General features: G+C 51.5%; 15 protein-coding genes. 7 read left to right on the plus strand and 8 right to left on the minus strand.

Translation table 11 applies throughout. The features are described from left to right. Positions 1–42: 42 nt before the first annotated feature. On the plus strand, positions 43–474 hold the full coding sequence (arsC, locus tag ABIC79_RS14090) for a glutaredoxin-dependent arsenate reductase (protein ID WP_131637531.1): 432 nt from the start codon (positions 43–45) through the stop codon (positions 472–474). A 71-nt stretch (positions 475–545) separates the two neighbouring features. Here the strand turns inward: arsC and ABIC79_RS14095 are convergent, their stop codons facing one another. From ABIC79_RS14095 to ABIC79_RS14105, 3 genes are all read right to left on the minus strand, one after another. Next, positions 546–2,099, minus strand: coding sequence for a peptide MFS transporter (locus tag ABIC79_RS14095; RefSeq protein ID WP_112197320.1), 1,554 nt, complete (start codon positions 2,097–2,099; stop codon positions 546–548). A 263-nt stretch (positions 2,100–2,362) separates the two neighbouring features. Then, entirely contained in the window at positions 2,363–3,454 is a 1,092-nt protein-coding gene (locus tag ABIC79_RS14100) for an ABC transporter substrate-binding protein (protein ID WP_013578297.1), read from the minus strand. A 37-nt stretch (positions 3,455–3,491) separates the two neighbouring features. Next, positions 3,492–5,621, minus strand: a complete 2,130-nt coding sequence (locus ABIC79_RS14105; protein WP_168444365.1) for a TonB-dependent siderophore receptor — start codon at positions 5,619–5,621, stop codon at positions 3,492–3,494. A gap of 343 nt (positions 5,622–5,964) precedes the next feature. On the opposite strand from ABIC79_RS14105, the gene ABIC79_RS14110 reads away from it, so the two are divergent. Next, complete coding sequence (locus ABIC79_RS14110) at positions 5,965–6,873, plus strand: MurR/RpiR family transcriptional regulator (protein ID WP_013578295.1); 909 nt, start codon at positions 5,965–5,967, stop codon at positions 6,871–6,873. Positions 6,874–7,078: 205 nt separating this feature from the next. Here ABIC79_RS14110 and ABIC79_RS14115 read toward each other — a convergent pair whose 3' ends face one another. Further along, positions 7,079–7,300 (minus strand): hypothetical protein, encoded by a 222-nt coding sequence (locus ABIC79_RS14115; protein WP_013578293.1) that lies wholly within the window; start codon positions 7,298–7,300, stop codon positions 7,079–7,081. Between the two features lie 314 nt (positions 7,301–7,614). Beyond that, complete coding sequence (locus ABIC79_RS14120) at positions 7,615–8,520, minus strand: SDR family oxidoreductase (protein ID WP_119262294.1); 906 nt, start codon at positions 8,518–8,520, stop codon at positions 7,615–7,617. 329 nt (positions 8,521–8,849) lie between these two features. Between ABIC79_RS14120 and ABIC79_RS14125 the strand changes: the two genes are divergently transcribed. From ABIC79_RS14125 to dcuR, 3 genes are all read left to right on the plus strand, one after another. Then, positions 8,850–9,167: an RcnB family protein gene (locus tag ABIC79_RS14125; RefSeq protein WP_013578291.1), complete on the plus strand. Its 318-nt coding sequence runs from the start codon at positions 8,850–8,852 to the stop codon at positions 9,165–9,167. A gap of 239 nt (positions 9,168–9,406) precedes the next feature. Then, a complete protein-coding gene (locus ABIC79_RS14130; RefSeq protein WP_013578290.1) occupies positions 9,407–11,026 on the plus strand; it encodes a sensor histidine kinase in 1,620 nt (539 codons plus the stop codon). Continuing rightward, positions 11,023–11,742, plus strand: coding sequence for a two-component system response regulator DcuR (gene dcuR, locus ABIC79_RS14135; protein ID WP_014416701.1), 720 nt, complete (start codon positions 11,023–11,025; stop codon positions 11,740–11,742). The genes ABIC79_RS14130 and dcuR overlap by 4 nt, the downstream gene beginning before the upstream one ends. On the opposite strand, the gene ABIC79_RS14140 is transcribed toward dcuR, so the two are convergent. Then, a complete protein-coding gene (locus ABIC79_RS14140) occupies positions 11,736–12,698 on the minus strand; it encodes an FAD:protein FMN transferase (protein ID WP_121019910.1) in 963 nt (320 codons plus the stop codon). The two genes, dcuR and ABIC79_RS14140, sit on opposite strands and share 7 nt — an antisense overlap. A 24-nt stretch (positions 12,699–12,722) precedes the next feature. Then, a complete protein-coding gene (locus ABIC79_RS14145) occupies positions 12,723–15,500 on the minus strand; it encodes a flavocytochrome c (protein ID WP_013578287.1) in 2,778 nt (925 codons plus the stop codon). Positions 15,501–16,248: 748 nt separating this feature from the next. On the opposite strand from ABIC79_RS14145, the gene ABIC79_RS14150 reads away from it, so the two are divergent. Both ABIC79_RS14150 and fumA read left to right on the plus strand, forming a co-directional pair. Further along, positions 16,249–17,760 (plus strand): anion permease, encoded by a 1,512-nt coding sequence (locus tag ABIC79_RS14150; protein ID WP_013578286.1) that lies wholly within the window; start codon positions 16,249–16,251, stop codon positions 17,758–17,760. A gap of 190 nt (positions 17,761–17,950) precedes the next feature. After that, positions 17,951–19,597: a class I fumarate hydratase FumA gene (gene fumA, locus ABIC79_RS14155; RefSeq protein ID WP_013578285.1), complete on the plus strand. Its 1,647-nt coding sequence runs from the start codon at positions 17,951–17,953 to the stop codon at positions 19,595–19,597. Positions 19,598–19,673: 76 nt separating this feature from the next. Here the strand turns inward: fumA and ABIC79_RS14160 are convergent, their stop codons facing one another. Beyond that, positions 19,674–20,618, minus strand: a complete 945-nt coding sequence (locus ABIC79_RS14160; protein ID WP_013578284.1) for an AEC family transporter — start codon at positions 20,616–20,618, stop codon at positions 19,674–19,676. Between the last annotated feature and the right edge of the window lie 121 nt (positions 20,619–20,739).

The raw sequence follows: 20,739 nt of genomic DNA on the forward strand, positions 1-20,739 counted from the left end.
AACGCCTGACCTCACACTAAGATTGAAAAAGAGAACCTCCTGATGAGCAATATCACTATTTATCACAACCCGGCCTGTGGTACATCGCGCAATACCCTTGAGCTGATCCGCAACAGCGGCGCTGAGCCCACCGTGATTTTTTATCTTGAAACCCCACCGGCCCGTGAAGAACTGGTAAAACTGATTGCGGATATGGGTATTCCCGTGCGGGCCTTGTTACGCAAAAATGTCGAGCCGTATGAGCAATTAAAACTGGCAGACAATCATTTCAGCGACGATCAACTGATCGACTTCATGTTGCAGTACCCGATTCTGCTCAACCGGCCGGTGGTTGTCACGCCGCTGGGCACCCGGTTATGCCGCCCTTCTGAGGAGGTATTAGCGATCTTGCCTGATGCGCAACGTGGCGCGTTCACCAAGGAAGACGGTGAAGCAGTTATTGATGAAAACGGCAAACGTATAACGAAAATCTAAAAAAAATAAGGCCGGTCATCAGACCGGCCTTATTGATTCTTAGCGGTATTCGACAAACACCTTACCCGCCATCAGGCATGTGACACCGGTTTTTGTTCTGTCTTAGACTGAACGTTTTCCAGCATTCTGCGAACCGGAATGATCAGGACGAACAGCACCGCAGCGCAGATCAGCAACGCAATGGAGCAACGGGCGAACAGGTCAGGCAGCATATCCAGTTGATCGGCTTTTACGTGTCCGCCAATCAAACCGGCCGCCAGATTCCCCAGCGCACTGGCACAGAACCACAGGCCCATCATCTGACCGCGCATTCTTTCCGGCGCCAGCAGCGTCATGGTCGCCAGACCAATCGGACTCAGGCACAGCTCACCGAGCGTCAGCATCAGAATGCTGCCCACCAGCCATAATGGCGATACACCTGCCCCGCCGCTGTTCAGCACGTTCTGGGCAGCCATCATCATGATCCCGAAGCCCGCCGCCGCGCATAAAATGCCGATGATGAACTTGGTGATGCTGCTCGGGCGCACGTTTTTACGCGCCAGCAACGGCCATGCCCAGCTGAATACCGGTGCCAGCAGGATGATAAACAACGCATTGATGGACTGGAACCAGACGGCAGGAATTTCAAAATCACCGATCATGCGGTTGGTGTAGTCGTTGGCGAACAGGTTGAACGAGGTCGGTTTCTGCTCAAACGCAGACCAGAAGAAAGCAGCCGAGACCAGCAAAATAAAGCACACCAGCAGTCGGGCGCGCTCTTTCCGGTTCAGTCCGGCAAACAGGAACAGATAGATAAAATAGAGCGCAACGGACGCCGCAATCACATACACCAGCACGCTGGCGACGGCAACCGGGTTAATGACGATCACGCCCTGCGAGATCAGCGCAACGATGATTGCCACACCGGCGGCCAGCGCCAGCAGCCAGACACCTACACCGTTTTTCTTAGCAACCGGACTGTTCCAGGTGGAATCCAGTCCCACTTCGCTGTCGTAACGTTTCATGGCCGGCACGGCGTACAGACGGAAGATAATCAGCGCCACCAGCATACCGATCCCCCCGATACCAAAGCCCCAATGCCAGCCATGCGTTTTTATCAGCCAGCCGGAAATCAGCGGCGCGATAAACGACCCCATGTTAATGCCCATATAAAACAGTGAGAAACCGCCATCACGACGCGCATCACCTTTTTTATACAGCGTGCCCACCATGACCGAGATGCACGTTTTGAACAGGCCGGAGCCGAGAACAATAAACATCAGACCGATAAAGAACAGGCTGTCGCCCATGAAAGCGGAAAGCGCAATCGACAGGTGGCCGAGCGCAATCAGAATCGATCCGTACCAGACCGCCCTCTGCTGCCCGAGCCAGTTATCTGCCAGCCAGCCGCCCGGCAGCGCCGCCAGATACATACAGCCAGCAAATATACCGACGATAGCTGATGCGTTTTCACGCGCAAGCCCCATACCGCCGTCGTAAACCGTCGCCGCCATAAACAGGATCAGTAAAGGACGGATGCCATAAAACGAGAACCGCTCCCACATTTCAGTGAAGAACAATGAGCCGAGCGGATAAGGATGGCCGAAGAAGGTCCGGCTTTCGTTTTTATTAACAGAGGAATGCATAAATTCTCCAGAGAAAGTCTGTCGTAATCGTTGTGAATACCCTTGCCCGGCGGCTGTCTTGCAGCCGCTCTTAAGCATTCAGCGCTTATTATTTGATTGCCGAATACCGGTATTGTCTGGCATTAACCGCAGAAGTTTTAGAGGAAAAGTCGACTAATGTCCACTTTTACAGATTTTATAGCGGCAGAAAACCGGACATGGCAGGTGAATTTACGAAGAAAAAAGCCCCTCAGGATAAAATATGCATTCAGAACAACGCCCCTTCACCGGCTGCCGTTGGCAAAATATGTGCCGGTATAGGGGATTGGCAGGTAGTCATGAAAGATCTGTTTTAATGTCTGCTCAGGTTCGATATCCGCAAACACATCAGGATAAAGGGTTTTTGCCATGAACTCGGTCGCGGCAACATGCCACGGGCTGAGGTAGAAATTATGCCATATCATCCCGGTGCGGCCGTTATGCAACGCTTTAAGTTCACGCAATCCATTCTGCCTGGCAGTCAGTTCCCGCAGACTTTGTTGTGCCATTTCCGGTGATATGGCGGGCCCCAGTTTCAAATCATTCTGATCATCAGGAGAACCTGCACCCGTGGCGAAATAAACCTCAGGTTGCGCCATGATAACCGTTTCTTCATTCAGCTGGCCAAAGACGCCCTGCACCGTTTTGCTGGCGATATTATCCCCTCCGGCAAAATTCAGCAGTTCACCAAGACTGCCTTTCACGGCAGTCACGCAACATTCATTGCGACGCCCAAGATGTAACTGAAGCAGCACCGTCGGTTTGTGGCCGGAATAAGCGGCCAGACGATCATGGATAACCTGCATATGAGTATCGTAAAAGTGATTAAATGCCTGGGCGCGTGCAGTCTGGTTAAGCACCTCGCCCAGAATACTCACACTGCGCGTAGTATTTTTCAGCAGATGGACACGAAGATCGATTTTCACTATCGGGATATGCGCAGCGTTGAGCATTTCTTTAAGACGCAAATCGGCATCGTCATAGCGCGCAAGGCTGGGCAGGATCACCAGATCTGGTTTCAGCGCCAGCACCTTTTCAGGGTTCATATCATTTGTTCCCCCCAACCCCAGCGACGGAATCGTCAATATATGCGGAAAACGCTGCGCAAAAATGTCCCAGGTCTGGCTGTCATACTTCTTCAGATCGAGTGGCCAGCCGACAATCCGTCTGACAGGATCACCCGTTTCCAGAAGGGCCAGCGTATAAAGCATCCGGCTTTCGCCCAGCACGATACGTTGCGGATTATCGGGAATGTCCACATGATTACCGTCGATATCGATGACAGTGCGGGCCTGTACGCCAAAGCCCGTCAGCAACAACATAAACAGCACAGTCATAACAGAATATCTACGCGCTCGCGGAGTCAACCGCAGATCAGAATTCAACACTTGCCTGCACCATAAGATTACGGGTTTCACCTTCGCGCACGCGCAGGTTACCGCCGCTGGACGTGTAATAATGTTTGTTAAACAGGTTATTCAGGTTGAGTTTCAGCTGCGTCTTCTCCCCGAACAGACGGTTGTTCCACGCAACAAAACTGTCAGCCACAACATAATCAGGTAACGTGAAACTGTTCTCCGGGTCTCCCGCACGGGTGCCGACATAACGCGCCCCGCCGCCGACACGGAAATCACCCGGCAGGCCGTTAATCACCAGATTATGGCTCAGATAGAGCGCGCCCGAATGGCGCGGCGCATTCTGCAAACGGTTGCCGTTATTCGCAGAGTTTTCACCGTCATCCACAATTTCGGCTTTGTCATAGCTGTAATTGGCACTGACTTCCCAGTCAGGAAGGATCTCACCATTCAGCTCAAATTCCGCCCCGCTGGAGCGTGCTTTATCAATGGCGCGTGTTTCGCCGTTAATGCTCAGTGACATGTCCCGCTCATCGATACGGTACAGCGCCACGCTGGCAAACATGCGTGGCGTAATCTGCCATTTACTGCCCACTTCCCAGGTAGTGCCCTGTTCAGGTTTTCCTACGTTGCCGTCATCGTCTACATCCGTTGAGGGCGTAAAGGATTTGCTGACGCTGCTGTAAAGAGACACCTCTGGCGTGACTTTATAAATCAGACCGACCTGAGGTAAAAACTTATTCCCTTCGGAATCAAGCGTCTGAACGACGGGATCAAAGCCTTTTGAGGCTCGTTGCTCATAATGTTGATAACGGCCGCCAAGCACCGCAATCCAGTCCGGTGTCAGTGAAATGCTGTCTTTGGCATACACCGAACGACTGTGTATCCGGTTCAGGTTATTGCCGTTAGCCGTATTCTCAGTCGTGCTGTCGGCGACCGGGGAGAGAATGTCGTATTGCGGATCCATAAAGTTAAAGCTGCTGTTGGCTTTGCCCTGGTATTGATGCGCACGATAAGTCTGGTTCATCTCATAATCAGTGCCCAGCACAAGATCATGATTCATACCCAGAATGTCCTGTGAACCCAGCAGATCCCAGGAAACATATTTGGTCTTGTGATTAAAACCGCGATTAGCATCCGCCCTGCGCGTCACGGCGCCGGTTGTCGCGTTAACCGCTGTCACCCTGACTTCGTCATTATTGTAGCGGCGCTGGTTCCATCCCAGCGTCAGGCGGGTGCTCCAGTCATCGCTGAACTGCCAGTCATAATGGGCGTTCAGCGTTTTATTATGACCCCAGGCGCGGTTTGACTTGTCATCCAGCCGGTCCTTATAACCAATATCGATCGGTTTACCGTTAATAAAAGCGGTTCCGCGATCGTATGGAATGTCGTAGCGGTAATCAGAATAGCTGATCAGGAAACTGGCCTTTTCGCCGTACCACTGCAGTGAAGGCGAAATCAGGGTGTGTTTATCACTGCCAAAATTACGCCAGTAATCCTGATCCTGTTTTTCCGCAATCATGCGAAAAGCAAAACCATTACCCAGCGGGCCGGTGACATCCACTGTCCCTGCTCCGCCACCTTCACTGGCGTAACGTCCGCTGACTTTGGTGTGCCAGTCATACTGCGGTTTTTTACTGACCAGGTTGATGACACCCCCGGGGTTTTGGATCCCGTAGAGTAATGACGCGGAACCTTTCAGCACTTCAACCCGCTCGGTGGTGGCATCAAAATTGAGACCCTGACTGCTGCGGACGCCGTCGCGATAAATGGACCCATCAGAGTTGGAACCAAAACCACGCCGGACAAATCCATCTTCCGTGCCCGCGAGCGTATTCCCCTCACTGACACCGCTGACAAAACGCATCGCATCAGAAAGACTTGTGGCCTGATAATCGTCAAGTTGTTGTCGCGTCACGACGCTGACCGATTGTGCCTCGTTAAGGCGCGGTGTCGGCGTTTTACTGGCGACAGAACTGGTGCCTGCGCTGTATCCCTGATCGTTCGTCTCATTTCCGGTGATGGTCAGCGTGTCGCTGTCTGTGGCTGAATACCCTGTAACAGGCGCCAGCATCGCAACGCCATAAATAGCAGCAAGAATCGCCGGATGGCCTTTTCTTTTAAAATCAAACAGTTTTTTATTATTCATTTCAATCAACCCGGTGTTAAATATAACGCACTTCCCCGTAATGCAATTGATAATCATTCCAACATGCAGATATGTAGTAGTAAATGATATGTTTCAGAATTTTGCTACAGGAAGAAATCATGACTTTACGGCAGGCATCTTGCTTTCATCAGAACTTAACAAACTGTTTTTAAATAATTTTTATCGAAACCCGCCGTTTCAGCCGCACAGGGTTCCGGTTCAGCACAGAAGAATTTGAATATTTTTGCTGCTAAAAACGCTACATTGTTAAAATAAACCCACAGTGTGAATGCTTTGCATTCACCGGTAAGCCTTTCAAAACTAAAAGGATCGGTAAAATTACATGGCTGCCATTCCGGTAAAAAGACGTATTGATGTTTTCGGTGAACGCTACCGCGCCCGGGCGCCCTCACTGTCTCCCGGCTTGCAGGCGGTGGTGTCTTATATCCACAACAACCGTGAATCGGCGCTGGAAGCCACGGCAATGGATATTGCAGCCGCGACAGAAGTTTCGGATGCCACTGTAGTACGCGCCGTTCAGGCACTCGGTTTCGCCGGATTACGCGACATGAAAAAGACGCTGGAAGCCTGGTTTGGTACGGCGGTGAACTCGGAAGAGAAGATGAGCACGACGGTCAGCGAACTGGCCAGCGATATCAATTCGGGTATCAACTTCGTTCTCGACGGGCATAAACGTGCCTGCGATACGCTGGCGGAGCCCGCTAACCGGCAGGCCATTTCTGAAGCTATCGCGCTGCTGATTAATGCGCGCCAGGTGGCGGTGTTTGGTCTGAACGCTTCAGGCATTTTAGCGGACTACAGCACACGGCTTTTTAGCCGGATTGGCATTCCGGCAGTATCACTTAACCGCTCAGGCATTGCGCTGGCGGAACAGCTCATAAACCTGCAACGCGGCGATGTCCTGATCATGATGGCGCAGAAAAGTGCTCATCGTGAGGGCAGAACGGCAATACAGGAAGCAAAGCGTCTGAATATCCCTCTCATTTTACTGACCAACGCCAGTGATTCTTTTTTTGCAAAGCAAGCTGATATTGTCATCAATGTTCCGCGCGGTGGTGAAAATGGCCGCATGCCGCTCCATGGCACGGTACTGGTCTGTCTGGAAATGCTGATTTTATCCCTTGCCTCGGCTACCGCATCGCGGACCCTGAAAACCATGAAGCGCATTCAGGATCTCAATCAGTCTCTGAAATCCGCGAATAAAATCAGAAAGTTGCAGGACGGCGTGTAGGCCCGACGACCTGTGATACTGAACTGGCACTAAAAATGGTAACGGGGAAACACCGGACACCAGTCCTGCTGTTTATCTCGTCGTTATTTGCAGGAGCAGGCATGGGCCGGGGACAACTGGGCGGGCTGGCATTAATCATGGTGATATCTTTGTCTGTTTGCGCTTCAATGTTTATTGCCAGTAAGGCAAAACGAACGCTGAATATTCAGAGAATAAAATTATGCAATTTGCCAGGTTCGGTCAGGAAAGTGTCATAGGAACCACTGATGTACATACCGTCCCTGAAGATAACAACTTCTTCCACCCGCACCGGGTGTTGGCAAACGGCACAAATCAGAGAATGTACGGTCTCTGCCAGGGGCGAGTTCACTGCGGCGATGAAACGATCTGCCCCGCATTGCTCGCAAACAATTTTGATATCCGGCATGTGATGCACTCTGCACAAAAAAGAAAATGATTCCTTCAAATATAGCATAATTGGAATAATCTGATTGCTTATTATGAAATCGATATCTATCAAAGCATTTTAAGGCAAAAAAAAGCCCGCATGCAGAGCGCGGGCAATCACACAGACACGAAGAATAAAAGCAGTGGTTATCTGGTACCTGTAAAAGATGAGTAAAGATGAAGGGTTATGCCGAATTAATTAGCAACGTAATTATTTATGACGTACCAATGCACGGGAAAATGTCTGAATAAAAAAGCCCGTCAATGACGGGCTTTGGCGTTGCTGAAGGCGGCTTATACCGTGCCGGTTCCCCCATCAGAACACCAGATTTGTCCTGAGGAATAGCTGTTGTCATTTGAGGCCAGCGTCACGTATATCGCGGCGATTTCCGCAGGTTGCCCCGGACGCTTCAGAGGAGCCTGCTCACCAAACGACTCGATTTTTTCCTGCGGCTGACCGCCTGAAATCTGCAACGGCGTCCAGTATGGCCCCGGTGCAACGCCGTTCACGCGGATGCCATCCTCCGCGAGCTGTTTAGCCAGCCCTTTGGTGAAGGCCATGATCGAGGCTTTGGTTGATGAATAATCGAGCAAGTTATCGCTCGGTAAAAACGCCTGCACGGAGGTGGTATTAATGATCGAACCGCCGCGAGGAATGAATTCCAGCGCCGCTTTGGTTATCCAGAACATCGCATACACGTTAGTTTTGAACGTGGCGTCAAACGCTTCAGTGGTCAGATCCTTAATCGAATCACAGAACTGCTGACGACCGGCGTTATTGACCAGCAGATCCAGCCCGCCGAGTTTCTCTTCGGCTTCTTTCACCAGTTGCTGGCAGAATTTCTCGTCACGGATATCGCCCGGAATGGCGATCACTTTCCGCCCTTCGGCCCATAACAGATCGACCACTTCTTTGGCATCGGGCTCTTCGTCCGGCAGATAATTAATGGCGACCTGCGCACCTTCGCGGGCGAAGGCAATCGCCACCGCACGACCAATGCCGGAGTCACCGCCAGTGATCAGCGCTTTACGCCCTTCCAGCCGGGCACTGCCTTTGTAGGTTTTTTCGCCATGATCGGGGACAGGGTGCATTATGCTGGCCAGCCCCGGAAACGGCTGCTTCTGATGCTCAAACGGCGGCGTCGGATACGCATCAACGTGAGGTTCATTCAGGGAGATCGGGATTGTTTTGTTGTTCATAAACACTCCTTATTTTTAAAATGAATCTACAAAACGCATGTAGAAAATGAATGAACCTTAACCATAGAACATACAGACAGGCTGGTTGAAATCATCGGACGGTTCTGAAGTCATATCAGCAACGGCACAGCCTTAAATGTCATCATGACCGGGCTGGCTGTTGCGCCATTTGCATTTCGACACAAAAAAACCTCCCAGCCTGCGCTCACTTTCTCGTTATTATCCTGCCCTACAGAAAAAGCACAGGCTTCGGCTTTACTGCTCATACAACGGACTGGCGGCATATCACCGAGGCAGGCATTAAGTTGATGGTTTTAACGGGATAATCTATGCGTCATTCTAAAATTGTTATGTTATCAGCCCTGGTTGTTTCATCGTTGTTACCTCTGGCTAACACGGCATTTGCCGCGTCAAACTCACATGAAATCAAATCGTTCTACGATGATTCCAAATTGTATTCCATCGGCGATCAGGTGCCTGCGCTGTACCGCACCAAACCCTATGAAATCGTCGGCTGGCAGGAACGTCACCTGCCTGCACCCGATGCGGGCAGCCACTGGACTTACATCGGCGGCAGCTACGCGCTGATCACCGACACCGACGGGAAGATCCTCAAAGCCGAAAACGGCGATATTTACTTCCAGTAATCTGTCATCAGGATTGCAAAGATAAGGCCTGAAGAGATTCGGGCCTTTTTTATTGAGGTTCCCGCACCGTAAATCGCACTTTCGAAAGTAATAAATAGCGGAAGTATCAAGCAAATAAACATATCATTATGCGTGAACAGGGATGGTTCACGCAGAGTTCTACGCCATACCACCGGATGAACAACGCGAACCATCAAAATTATCAATGAGCATTTGGCTCTATTCTCTCCGGGGCTCCCATGAGCGACTCGCAGCAACGCCATTCCGTGCGCAAGCACCCCATGAAACTCAGCACGTCAGTCAGCCTGATGATAAGCGCCGTGATTGCGTCTGTTTTGCTGGTTGTCCATATGCTCTATTTTGTTCAGGTGAGCGACACCACCCGTGATGGTGTGAAAGAAAAGGCCCTGGCCGTCGCCAGAACCATGGCAGATTTGCCCGAAACAAAACGCGCTCTGCTGCTGCCCCCTGACAGTAATATTATTCAGCCCATCGCCAGCGCAGTGCAAAAACGTAATGACCTGCTCTTTATTGTGGTCACCAATATGGATGGCATCCGTTATTCGCATCCGAATGCGGATGTGATCAGTCATCATTTTATCGGCGATGACATTAATCCGGCGCTGCTCGGCAACGAAAATGTCTCCATCAACAAAGGTACGCTCGACAAAGCGCTGCGCGTATTCACGCCGGTCTATGATGACCACCATAAGCAAATCGGTGTGGTTGCCATCGGGATTTCGCTGGTCAAAGTCACTGAGCAAATCAATAAAAGCCGCTGGAGTATTTTGTGGACGGTGCTTTTCGGCCTGATGGTCGGCGCGCTGGGCACTTACTGTCTGGTGAAATTGCTCAAACGTATTTTGTTCGGGCTGGAACCTTATGAAATTTCGACGCTGTTTGAACAACGTCAGGCGATGTTGCAGTCGATCAAAGAAGGGGTGATAGCCGTCGACGATCAGGCGCATGTCACGCTGATCAACCAGACGGCGCGGCAGACTTTCCGTGAAACCGCCATCGACGTAACGCCGGACGCCGATTCCCTGCCACTTATCGCCAACCTTCGCGATGTGCTCAATACCGGCGTGCCGCGCCGTGACGAAGAAATCAACTTCAAGGGGCGTTTGCTGCTGAGCAACACCGTACCGGTACGCAACAACGGCGTCATCATTGGCGCGATATGTACATTCAGGGATAAAACCGAAGTCAGCCAGTTAATGCAGCGCCTGAGCGGCATGGTAAACTATGCAGATTCGTTGCGTGAACGTTCGCATGAATTCATGAACAAACTGCATGTGATCCTCGGATTACTGCACATGAAAAGTTATGCTCAGCTTGAGGATTACATTCTCAAAACGGCCAATAACTATCAGGCGGAAATCGGTTCACTGTTGCTGAAAATAAAGTCTCCGGTAATTGCCGGTTTCCTGCTCAGCAAGATTAACCGCGCATCGGACACCCGGCATCTGTTAACGCTCAGCGATGACAGTCTGCTGCCGGATAATAATAATGAAGATCAGGTGGCAGCACTGATTACCGTGCTGGGCAATCTGATTGAAAATGCGCTGGATGCGCTTGGCGATCAGCCTGATGGTGAAGTCAGCGTCTTGCTGCACTATCAGAATGGTTCGCTGGCCTGCATCGTCAGTGATGACGGGCCGGGCATTCAGCCGGAAAATATTGACGCAATATTCGAAAAGGGTGTGTCGTCGAAAGGCGATCAGCGGGGCATGGGACTTTTTCTTGCTAAACAGCAAGTGGAAAGCCTCGGCGGAACGATTACTGTAGAATCGGAACCTGATGTTTACACTCAATTTTTTGTACAACTTCCCTGGGATGCCGAGAGGACAAATTCTTGATCAATGTACTGATAGTTGATGATGATGCCATGGTGGCAGAGCTGAACCGATGTTATGTCGGCCAGATTGACGGCTTCGCGTGCTGCGGCACCGCGTCGACGCTGCAACAGGCGAAAGATCTGGTACTGAATTCAGAACTGTCTATCGACCTGATTTTGCTCGACGTCTATATGCAGCAGGATAACGGGCTGGATTTGCTGCCTGAACTGCGTAACGCCCGACGGCCTGTCGACGTCATTGTCATTTCTTCGGCTGCAGATGCAGAAACCATCAAAAAATCGCTTAATTATGGCGTGGTGGATTATCTGATCAAACCGTTCCAGTTTTCCCGTTTTGAGGAAGCACTGACCGGCTGGCAGCAGAAGAAAACACTGATGGATAATCAGCAGTATTACGAACAGTCAGACGTTGACCGGCTGATCCACGGCAACAATACTGCGGCGGCGGACACCAAAAAGTTGCCGAAAGGCTTAACGCTGCAGACATTACGCACATTGTGTCAGTGGATTGATGCCCATCCGACAATGGAATTTTCCACGGATGAACTGGCAACGTCCGTGAATATTTCGCGGGTGTCTTGTCGTAAATACCTGATCTGGCTGGCACAGATGAACATTTTGTTCACCAGCATTCATTACGGCGTCACGGGCCGGCCGGTATATCGTTACCGTCTGCAGGCCGATCACTACTCGTTGCTGAAGCAGTACTGTCAGTAAGTCACCAGACGATAACGGTCATCCAGTGGCATGAAGGTAAACTGCCGCTGAGATGACAAGATAATCCGCCCGTCGCGGGTGACGAAAATCGCCTCGATGTGCGGAATCTGCGACATATATGCCAGACTCTTCTCCACGCCCATCCCGTACAGCAACGTTGTCCAGATATCCCCGTCTATTGAATCCTCAGAAACAATGGTCACGCTGAGCAGTTCGTTATCCAGCGGATAACCGGTTTTCGGGTCAAGGATATGATGATAACAGTGCCCGTCCAGTTCGAAATAACGCTCGTAAATACCGGACGTCACCACCGATTTGCCGATGACGTTGATCACACCGATCAGCGCGTCCGGGTCCGAAAACGGTTTTTTCAGCCCAATCGCCCATGCCCCTTCCGCACCGGAACCCAGCGTTTGTACGTTACCGCCCAGATTGATTAATGCGTTCTCAACCTGTTGTTCCCGCAGGTAATCCCGCACAACATCGGCGATATAACCTTTGGCAATCGCCCCGAGGTCGATTTCCATGCCGGCTTTTTGCAGAAACACCGAACGGGTTTGTTCATCAAGGATCACGTCTTCAGGATCGGTCAGCGCCAGCAATGTCTTGATATCCTGTGCAGCCGGGATGGTGTGACCGTTGAAGCCGATTTTCCAGCGCTTGACCAGCGGGCCGATGGTGAAATTAAAATGGCTGTCCGGCAGGCAACTGATGGCTTTCGCACGGCGGATTAATGCATAGACCGGTTCGCTGACGGTGACAGGGTCACGTCCTGCGGCATGGTTAATCGCCATAATATCGGAGTGCGCGCGGTTCACCGTGAAGGTGTTTTCCTGCAATTTGATCAGCCTGAAAACGCCAGACGCCAGACTTTCGTTATGTTCAAACAGCTTGAGAAGAATGGGCGAACCCATCAAAACAGCGGAATAAGCATAAACACGATCGTCTGGCGTCATTGTAATACCCTGCGTGATAAACGGTTACCGCATCGCGAATTTCGCGGCGTTTTGCCCTGCAAGGATACCGAAGATAATGATATCTGCAACGGCATTACCGCCGATACGGTTGCCGCCGTGGATACCGCCAACCACTTCACCCGCCGCAAATGCGCCGCCGAGCACCTGTTGCTGCGCGTCCAGCACGCAGGTTTCGGTGTTGATGGTTACGCCACCCATGGTGTGATGCACGCCGGGTGCGATACGGATAGCATAGAACGGCCCCTGATTGATCGGGTGGCGCAGCGCAGTTTTACGGCCAAACTCCGTGTCGTGCTGTTTATCCACGGCGACGTTGTAACTTTCCAGCGTTGCCAGGAAGGCATCGGAGTTCATTTCCAGTTTCGCCGCCAGATCACGTGGTGAACTGCCGCTGATAACAAACCCTTTCGCAATGTATTCATCAGCCGCTTTATTGTTCAGGCGCACCTGCTCGTCAAACACCACATAAGCAAATTTCTCCGGCAACGCGATGATGTTCGCCGATACTTTGTCGCGGGTTTCCATTTCGTTGAAGAAGCGTTTTCCCGCCTGGCTGACCAGAATCGCCCCGCCGCCACGAATGGCCTCTGAAATCAGATAAGACGTGGTTTGTTCAACTGTCGGGTGGATCTGAATTTCGCCCATATCCACCGTGCCTGCGCCAATATTCTGCAGAATGGCGATGCCGCTACCGGTGGCGCCTTTGTGGTTGGTGGTCACGAAACCGTCCAGTTCAGGGCGATATTTCACCACCATTTCGCGGTTGGCGCTGAAACCACCGGTGGCGACGATCACGCTTTTGGCATTAATCATCAGCACTTCATTGTCGTCATTGAGCAACTGCACGCCCTGTACCGCACCATCGGCATAACGGATTTCAGTGACCGACGTATCGAGCATCACGTCGATATTACGTTTGTTAAGATTCTTCACCAGACCGCTGATCAGGAAGCCGCCCACTGCACTGCGGTCCGCCGGACGGTGCGTGCGGTCGATGCTCATCCCGCCGGTAATGGTGATGTCGCTCAGTTCAATATGGTGATCGGCCAGCCATTCCACCGCCTGCGGCGCACGTTCGATGAACTCTTTCAGCAGCACAGTATTGTTTTTGAACTGACCGCCTTTCAGGGTTTCCTGATAGAACAGCTCTTTGCTGTCTTCGATACCTTTCAGGCGCTGATAACGGGTTTCCGCGGCGTTCATACCGACCGACGCTTTAATGGTGTTACCGCCGATGGTCGACATTTTCTCGACGATCAGGACTTTCGCCCCTTCGTCACAGGCCTGAATCGCTGCCGCCAGACCGGCACCGCCGCTGCCGACGACCACAACGTCGTAGTTTTGTGGTTCATTCAGGCTGCCGCCCTCTTCCAGCAACTGCGCTTTGCAGGATTTGGCGATGGCTTTGGAGACGGCTTTTTTCACCGCTTCACTTTGCTCGGTTGCGCCGGTCACCGCATCGACGTGCGGGCTGTTAGCGTCGAGAATACGGCTGCGGATAATTTCAAAGCTGGTGGTGAATTCCACATCCGTGTCCGCGCCCGCTTCCAGCGCGATATCCGTAATGCGGTCGGTTTCCAGACTGACGTTAACGGCCAGTTCATGCGCAGGATCCTGCACTTTTTCCCGGAACACACCGGCTTTGAATTTCTTCGAGGTCATGCTCATGTCGCGGATCATCGCGTCCACCAGCGAGAAACGCCACAGCGGTTCAGGAATGGTCAGGGCTTCGCGTTGTGTGCTGTCAATAAACAGGTCGAGTTTCTGATCGGCTGCGATACGGTCAGTCCAGTCCGGATAAGCGATGCAGGCTTTACCGATGGCGATCATGTCATAGCCGTGTTCAAGCGCCATTTCCGCATCGGATTTATTCACGATACCGCCCACGCCCATCACCGGAATTTTGGCCAGTGTGTCGGAACGCATCGCGACATATTTGTCGATCAGTGGCGTCGGATCAGTGGTATCAACAATGGAAGGACGCAGCGAGTAACCGAGGGAGAAATGCAGGTAATCCAGCCCGCGGGCAGCAAGCTGTTCCAGCAGATACATTGTGTCGGCAAAACGGATCCCCGGTTCTTCCAGCTCTTCTGGTGAGAAACGATAACCGATGATGAAAGAAGAATCGGCGTATTTCTTCGCCATCTCATGGGTGATATCGAGAACAGCCAGCGGGAAGCGGGCGCGGTTTTCGCGGCTGCCGCCCCATTTGTCGTCACGCTGGTTGGAATTCGGCGAGAAGAATTGCTGGATCAGATAGGTGTTCGCGCCGTGGATTTCCACGCCGTCAAAACCGGCTTCAATCGCACGACGCACGCCTTCACCGAATTTGGTGATCATGCCGTCAACTTCATCTGCCGTCAGTGCCACCGGTGTGGCTGCACCGTCACGTGGTGCCGCCAGTGCGCTTGGCGCAACCGGCTGCTGGCCACCAATCAGTTTTGGCTCGCTCATGCGGCCACCGTGATAAATCTGCAAAAGGGCTTTTGAGCCCTGAGATTTCACGGCTGCGGCGATTTTTGCCAGACCGTCGATTTTGCTGTCGTTATCGATACCGATAGCGCCGGGGAATGCCAGACCTTTATCATCGACAAAACAGCATTCAACAATCACGGTGCCGATGCTGCCGGCACGGGCGCGGTAATATTCAACCAGCTCGCTGGTGACGGTGCCGTCGTAAAAGCCGGTGCAGGTGGTCATTGGCGCCATCAGAATGCGGTTTTTCAACTCAGTACCATTGGGCAGAGTGAACGGACTTAATAACAGGTGGTTGGTGCTCATAATAATTACTCCAAACTTTAAGGTTTTAAATTCTGAATTCGTTATCGGCGCGCTATTTGAGCTATTTTAGATAAGCGCAGTGGAGTATTGATTTATTATTCGTTGTTTTTATTTCAATGCCGATGTCATGCTATTAATATAAGTTTATTTTTACTTCCAAAACTTATTACATTAGTTAATTAACTATTTATCTATTAACTTAACACCTGTTATATTAAAATTATGTTAACTATTAAATTAAATAATCACATTAATGCAAACTACAATCTTATTTGTATTTAACTGATGAGATGATTATTACATCCTCCGGGCTTTTCCCTTCGGCAGATCACGGAACCCGCCCGCTGGCAAGAGGTGGCAGATCGCCTGATGAGGGAGTGTGGCTGTGAATGACTCTCATTTTGCCCTACTCCATTTTTTGCTTTCCGTTACCCCGAAAGATACCCCCGTCACAAATTGCCCTTTAATTAATCAGGCAGGCTCTGCATAACGGTTTCATCCGATTTAAAAAAGAATTCAGCACCGTATTTTGTTGATCAAGATCAACAGTTAAAAATAGGGAAAACGCATTATATAAACATTTCCTCCCTCTTACGGGGAATAGTAAGCACTTAACAAAAATAACAATAACGAGGCAATTAACATGCCACTATTGAATAATTAAAAAAAAGATTAAGTAACTAAAAAAACCAAACGACATCTTACCTATGCATCATCACAATATTCCTAACTACCTAAGATAAATATTATGAGCGAAATATCAAAAACTGCGGTGAAAGAACCAGCGAAAAAAGCCGAATCCGGCAAAAAAAATCGCTGGATCTTTATGGTACTTCCCGTGCTGGTGTCCGTGCTGTTGCTGCTCGTTCCTGTACCTGCCGGTCTGGAACCTCATGCCTGGCACTTCTTCGCCATCTTTGTGGGCGTCATTATCGGTCTGATCTTCGAGCCATTGCCGGGGGCCGTTATCGGCTTAACCGGTGTGGTGGTCATCGCCCTTTTCAGCCAGTGGTTGCTTTTCAGCCCGGCTGAACTGGCGGATCCTAAATTCAAAACCGCAGCACAGTCCTTCAAATGGGCGGTCAGTGGTTTTGGCAACTCCACGGTATGGTTAATCTTCGGCGCGTTCATGTTTGCCGCCGGCTACGATAAAACCCAGTTCGGCCGCCGTCTGGCGCTGATTCTGGTGAAATATCTTGGTCGCCGCAGCCTGACGCTCGGTTATGCCATCACCTTTGCTGACTTATTACTGGCACCCTTCACACCGTCCAACACCGCGCGCAGCGGCGGCACGATCTACCCGATCATTGCTAACCTGCCGCCGTTGTATGGCTCAAAACCGAACGACCCGAGCGCACGTAAAATCGGTTCTTACCTGATGTGGGTGGCGATCACCGCAGCCTGTATCACCAGTTCGATGTTTCTCTCTGCACTGGCGCCTAACCTGCTGGCGCTGGGTATCGTGAACAGCGTAACCGGTATCAACATTTCGTGGGGCACCTGGTTCATCGCCTTCCTGCCGGTCGGTCTGCTGCTTCTGTTGACTATGCCGCTGCTGGCGTACTGGTTCTACCCGCCGGAAGTGAAAATCAATGACGAAGTGCCGCGCTGGGCAACCGCTGAGCTGGCAAAACTGGGCAGAATGTCCCGTCACGAAATCCTGCTGCTGGTGTTCGTCTGCTGCGCGCTGGCGATGTGGATTTTCGCTGCGAGCTTTATCGAACCGGCCATGGCTGCTTTGCTGGTCGTGGTACTGATGCTGTGGACCGGCGTTCTGAACTGGAACGACATCACCAGCAACAAACCGGCCTGGAATACCTTCGCCTGGTTCGCCACGCTGGTAGCGCTGGCTGACGGCTTATCCCGCACCGGTTTCATCGCCTGGCTGGGTAAAGAAGGCGCAGCACTGATGGGCGGTATCTCCCCGGGCGCGGCGACAATTGCCCTGCTGCTTGCGTTCTACCTGCTGCATTACCTTTTCGCCAGCACCACGGCGCACACCACCGCCCTGTTACCGGCTATGCTGACCATCGGCGCGGCAATCCCTGGCATTAACATGCAGGTATTCTGTTTGCTGATGGTGACGTCTCTGGGTGTTATGGGGATCATCACACCTTACGGTACCGGCCCAAGCCCGATTTACTACGGCAGCGGTTATCTGCCAACCAAAGATTACTGGCGTCTCGGCACTATCTTCGGAGCCATCTTCCTGATTGCCTTACTGGTCATCGGTTATCCGTGGATGATGATGATGTTCTGATTGTGGCGATAAAATCACCCACAAAGCATTAACAGAGCATTTACTGAAAGAAAACATATAAACCCCGTTGCCAGCCTGTGTATTTGGCTGGCAACATACAGAACGAATATAAACGTCGCCCCGAACACCCCTGCTATACCGCGTCAACAGTCCCACCCGTGGCGGCAAAAACGGAAAAAGTGAGAAAACAATGTCGAACAAACCGTTCTATTATCAAAATCCCTTCCCCGTTTCCAAAGATGACACCGAATATTATCTGCTGACCAAAGAACATGTCTCCGTCAGCACCTTCGACGGCGAAGAAGTGTTAAAAGTGGAACCGCAGGCGTTAACGCTTCTCGCGCAACAGGCGTTCCACGATGCCTCTTTCATGCTGCGCCCGGCGCATCAGCAACAAGTGGCTTCCATTCTTCATGACCCGGAATCCAGCGAAAACGACAAATACGTTGCGCTGCAATTCCTGCGTAATTCTGAAATTGCGGCCAAAGGCATTCTGCCGACCTGTCAGGACACCGGCACCGCAATCATCATGGGTAAAAAAGGGCAGCGAGTCTGGACCGGCGGCGGCGACGAAGCCAGCCTGTCTCAGGGTGTGTATAACACCTTCATCGAGGATAACCTGCGCTATTCCCAGAATGCCGCACTGGATATGTACAAAGAGGTAAACACCGGCACCAATCTGCCTGCACAAATCGACCTCTACAGTGTCGATGGTGACGAGTACAAATTCCTGTGCATCGCCAAAGGCGGCGGTTCGGCCAACAAAACCTACCTGTATCAGGAAACCAAAGCGCTGATTACCCCGGCGAAGCTGAAAGATTACCTGGTTGAGAAAATGCGCACGCTGGGCACGGCAGCCTGTCCGCCGTACCATATCGCGTTCGTGATTGGCGGTACGTCTGCTGAAGCAACGCTGAAAACCGTAAAACTGGCGTCCACCCATTACTATGACGGTCTGCCAACGGAAGGTAACGAACACGGTCAGGCATTCCGCGACGTCAATCTGGAACAGGAACTGCTGGTGGAAGCCAACAATCTTGGTCTCGGCGCGCAGTTCGGTGGCAAATACTTTGCCCACGATATCCGCGTAGTACGTCTGCCGCGTCACGGTGCATCCTGTCCGGTCGGGATGGGCGTTTCCTGCTCCGCAGACCGTAATATCAAAGCCAAAATCAATCGTGACGGTATCTGGATCGAAAAACTGGAAGACAATCCGGGCCAGTACATCCCTGAGGCCCTGCGTGAGCAAGGCGAAGCGGGGGTGGTGAAAGTTGACCTGAATCGTCCGATGCCTGAAATCCTGGCGCAACTTTCTGAATATCCGGTATCTACCCGTCTTTCCCTGAGCGGTACGATTATCGTTGGCCGTGACATCGCACACGCCAAACTGAAAGAGCGTCTGGATAACGGCGAAGGCTTGCCGCAATACATCAAAGATCACCCGATCTACTACGCAGGCCCGGCGAAAACCCCGGAAGGATACGCTTCTGGTTCTCTCGGCCCGACCACCGCAGGACGCATGGATTCTTACGTGGATCTTCTGCAATCCAACGGCGGCAGCATGATCATGCTGGCCAAAGGTAACCGCAGCCAGCAGGTGACCGACGCCTGCCATAAACACGGCGGTTTCTATCTCGGCAGCATCGGTGGCCCGGCAGCGGTGCTGGCGCAGCAAAGCATCAAGAGCCTGGAATGCGTGGAATATCCTGAATTAGGAATGGAAGCCATCTGGAAAATCGAAGTCGAAAACTTCCCGGCATTCATTCTGGTGGATGACAAAGGCAACGATTTCTTCCAGCAAATTCATGCAAATACCTGCGCGAAGTGTGTGAAATAAACGCCTGCTGAAAGACAAAAGGCCTGCCAGAAATGGCGGGCCTTTTTTATGGGTAACATGTCGCAAATCAGCGCATTTACGACATCATGTAAATCACGAGACCTTCTGTCACTATGCCCAGTGCAGTGCCGATGAGTATTGAGGAAGACGCAGATTCCACATAGGTGTCGCTGCGCACGGCGAACATACCTGCAGCAATGGCGGAAGGCGTTGCGCCGATGATCACCACCTGCTGCATCAGCGTATGGCTCAGCCCAAATGCCAGACCGGCAGCGGCCATAATCGCGGGCTGGATCAGATTTTTCATGCCGATGTTAGTGACCGTATGAATATTCAGCGTCGGGCGCTCGCCGAAGAACAACAGACCCAGCGCGAACAGAGAAATCCCGCCTGCGGTTTTACCCATCATTTCCACCGACGAGGACAACAGTTCCGGAATTTTAATGCCAGCCAGACTCATCGCCACACCCAGCACCGGGATCCAGACAATCGGATTGCGTACGGCTTTGAACAGATTATTCAGGATCATCTTGCCGAGGCTGCCCTGTTGAGCCAAATCGCTGTTTTTGTCACCCATGCGGATCAACACAATCGTCAGCGGGATCATCAGCACGCTGGTGATAAGATTACCGACCAGCACCCCCAGAAAACCTTCCGGCCCGATAAGCACCGCCAGTACAGGCGCGCCAAAGTAAGCCATATCCGGGAACGCGCAAACCAGCGACTGAATGGCGCTGGTTTTGATGTCATGGCGGAAAAACCAGCGCGAGATGCACAACGTCAACAAATAAGAGCCCATCAGGCCAATCACCAACACTGCCATAAACGATAAATTCTGAATCTTGGCCGGATCAGTATGTAATGCACCGATAAAAAGATGTAATGGCAGCGCGAAACGGATCACTACCGTGGCTAATACCGTAGCATCGTCACGTTTCATATAACCCAGTTTTCCGCTCAGCCAGCCTAATACCATAATAAACACTAAAGGAAATAATGAGGATAAGAGTAATGTCGGCATAATATGACCTTTCTTTATTATTGTTGATGAGATAATTGAAGGAACAAAATGGCGGTTAGTTATATTATTTAAAACCAGACATCATTGTGACCCGTGTCACATCTGCCTTTATGGCAATAAT

Origin of the sequence: Rahnella sp. 2050 (assembly GCF_040544515.1) — a bacterium.
Lineage (GTDB): Bacteria > Pseudomonadota > Gammaproteobacteria > Enterobacterales > Enterobacteriaceae > Rahnella > Rahnella aceris.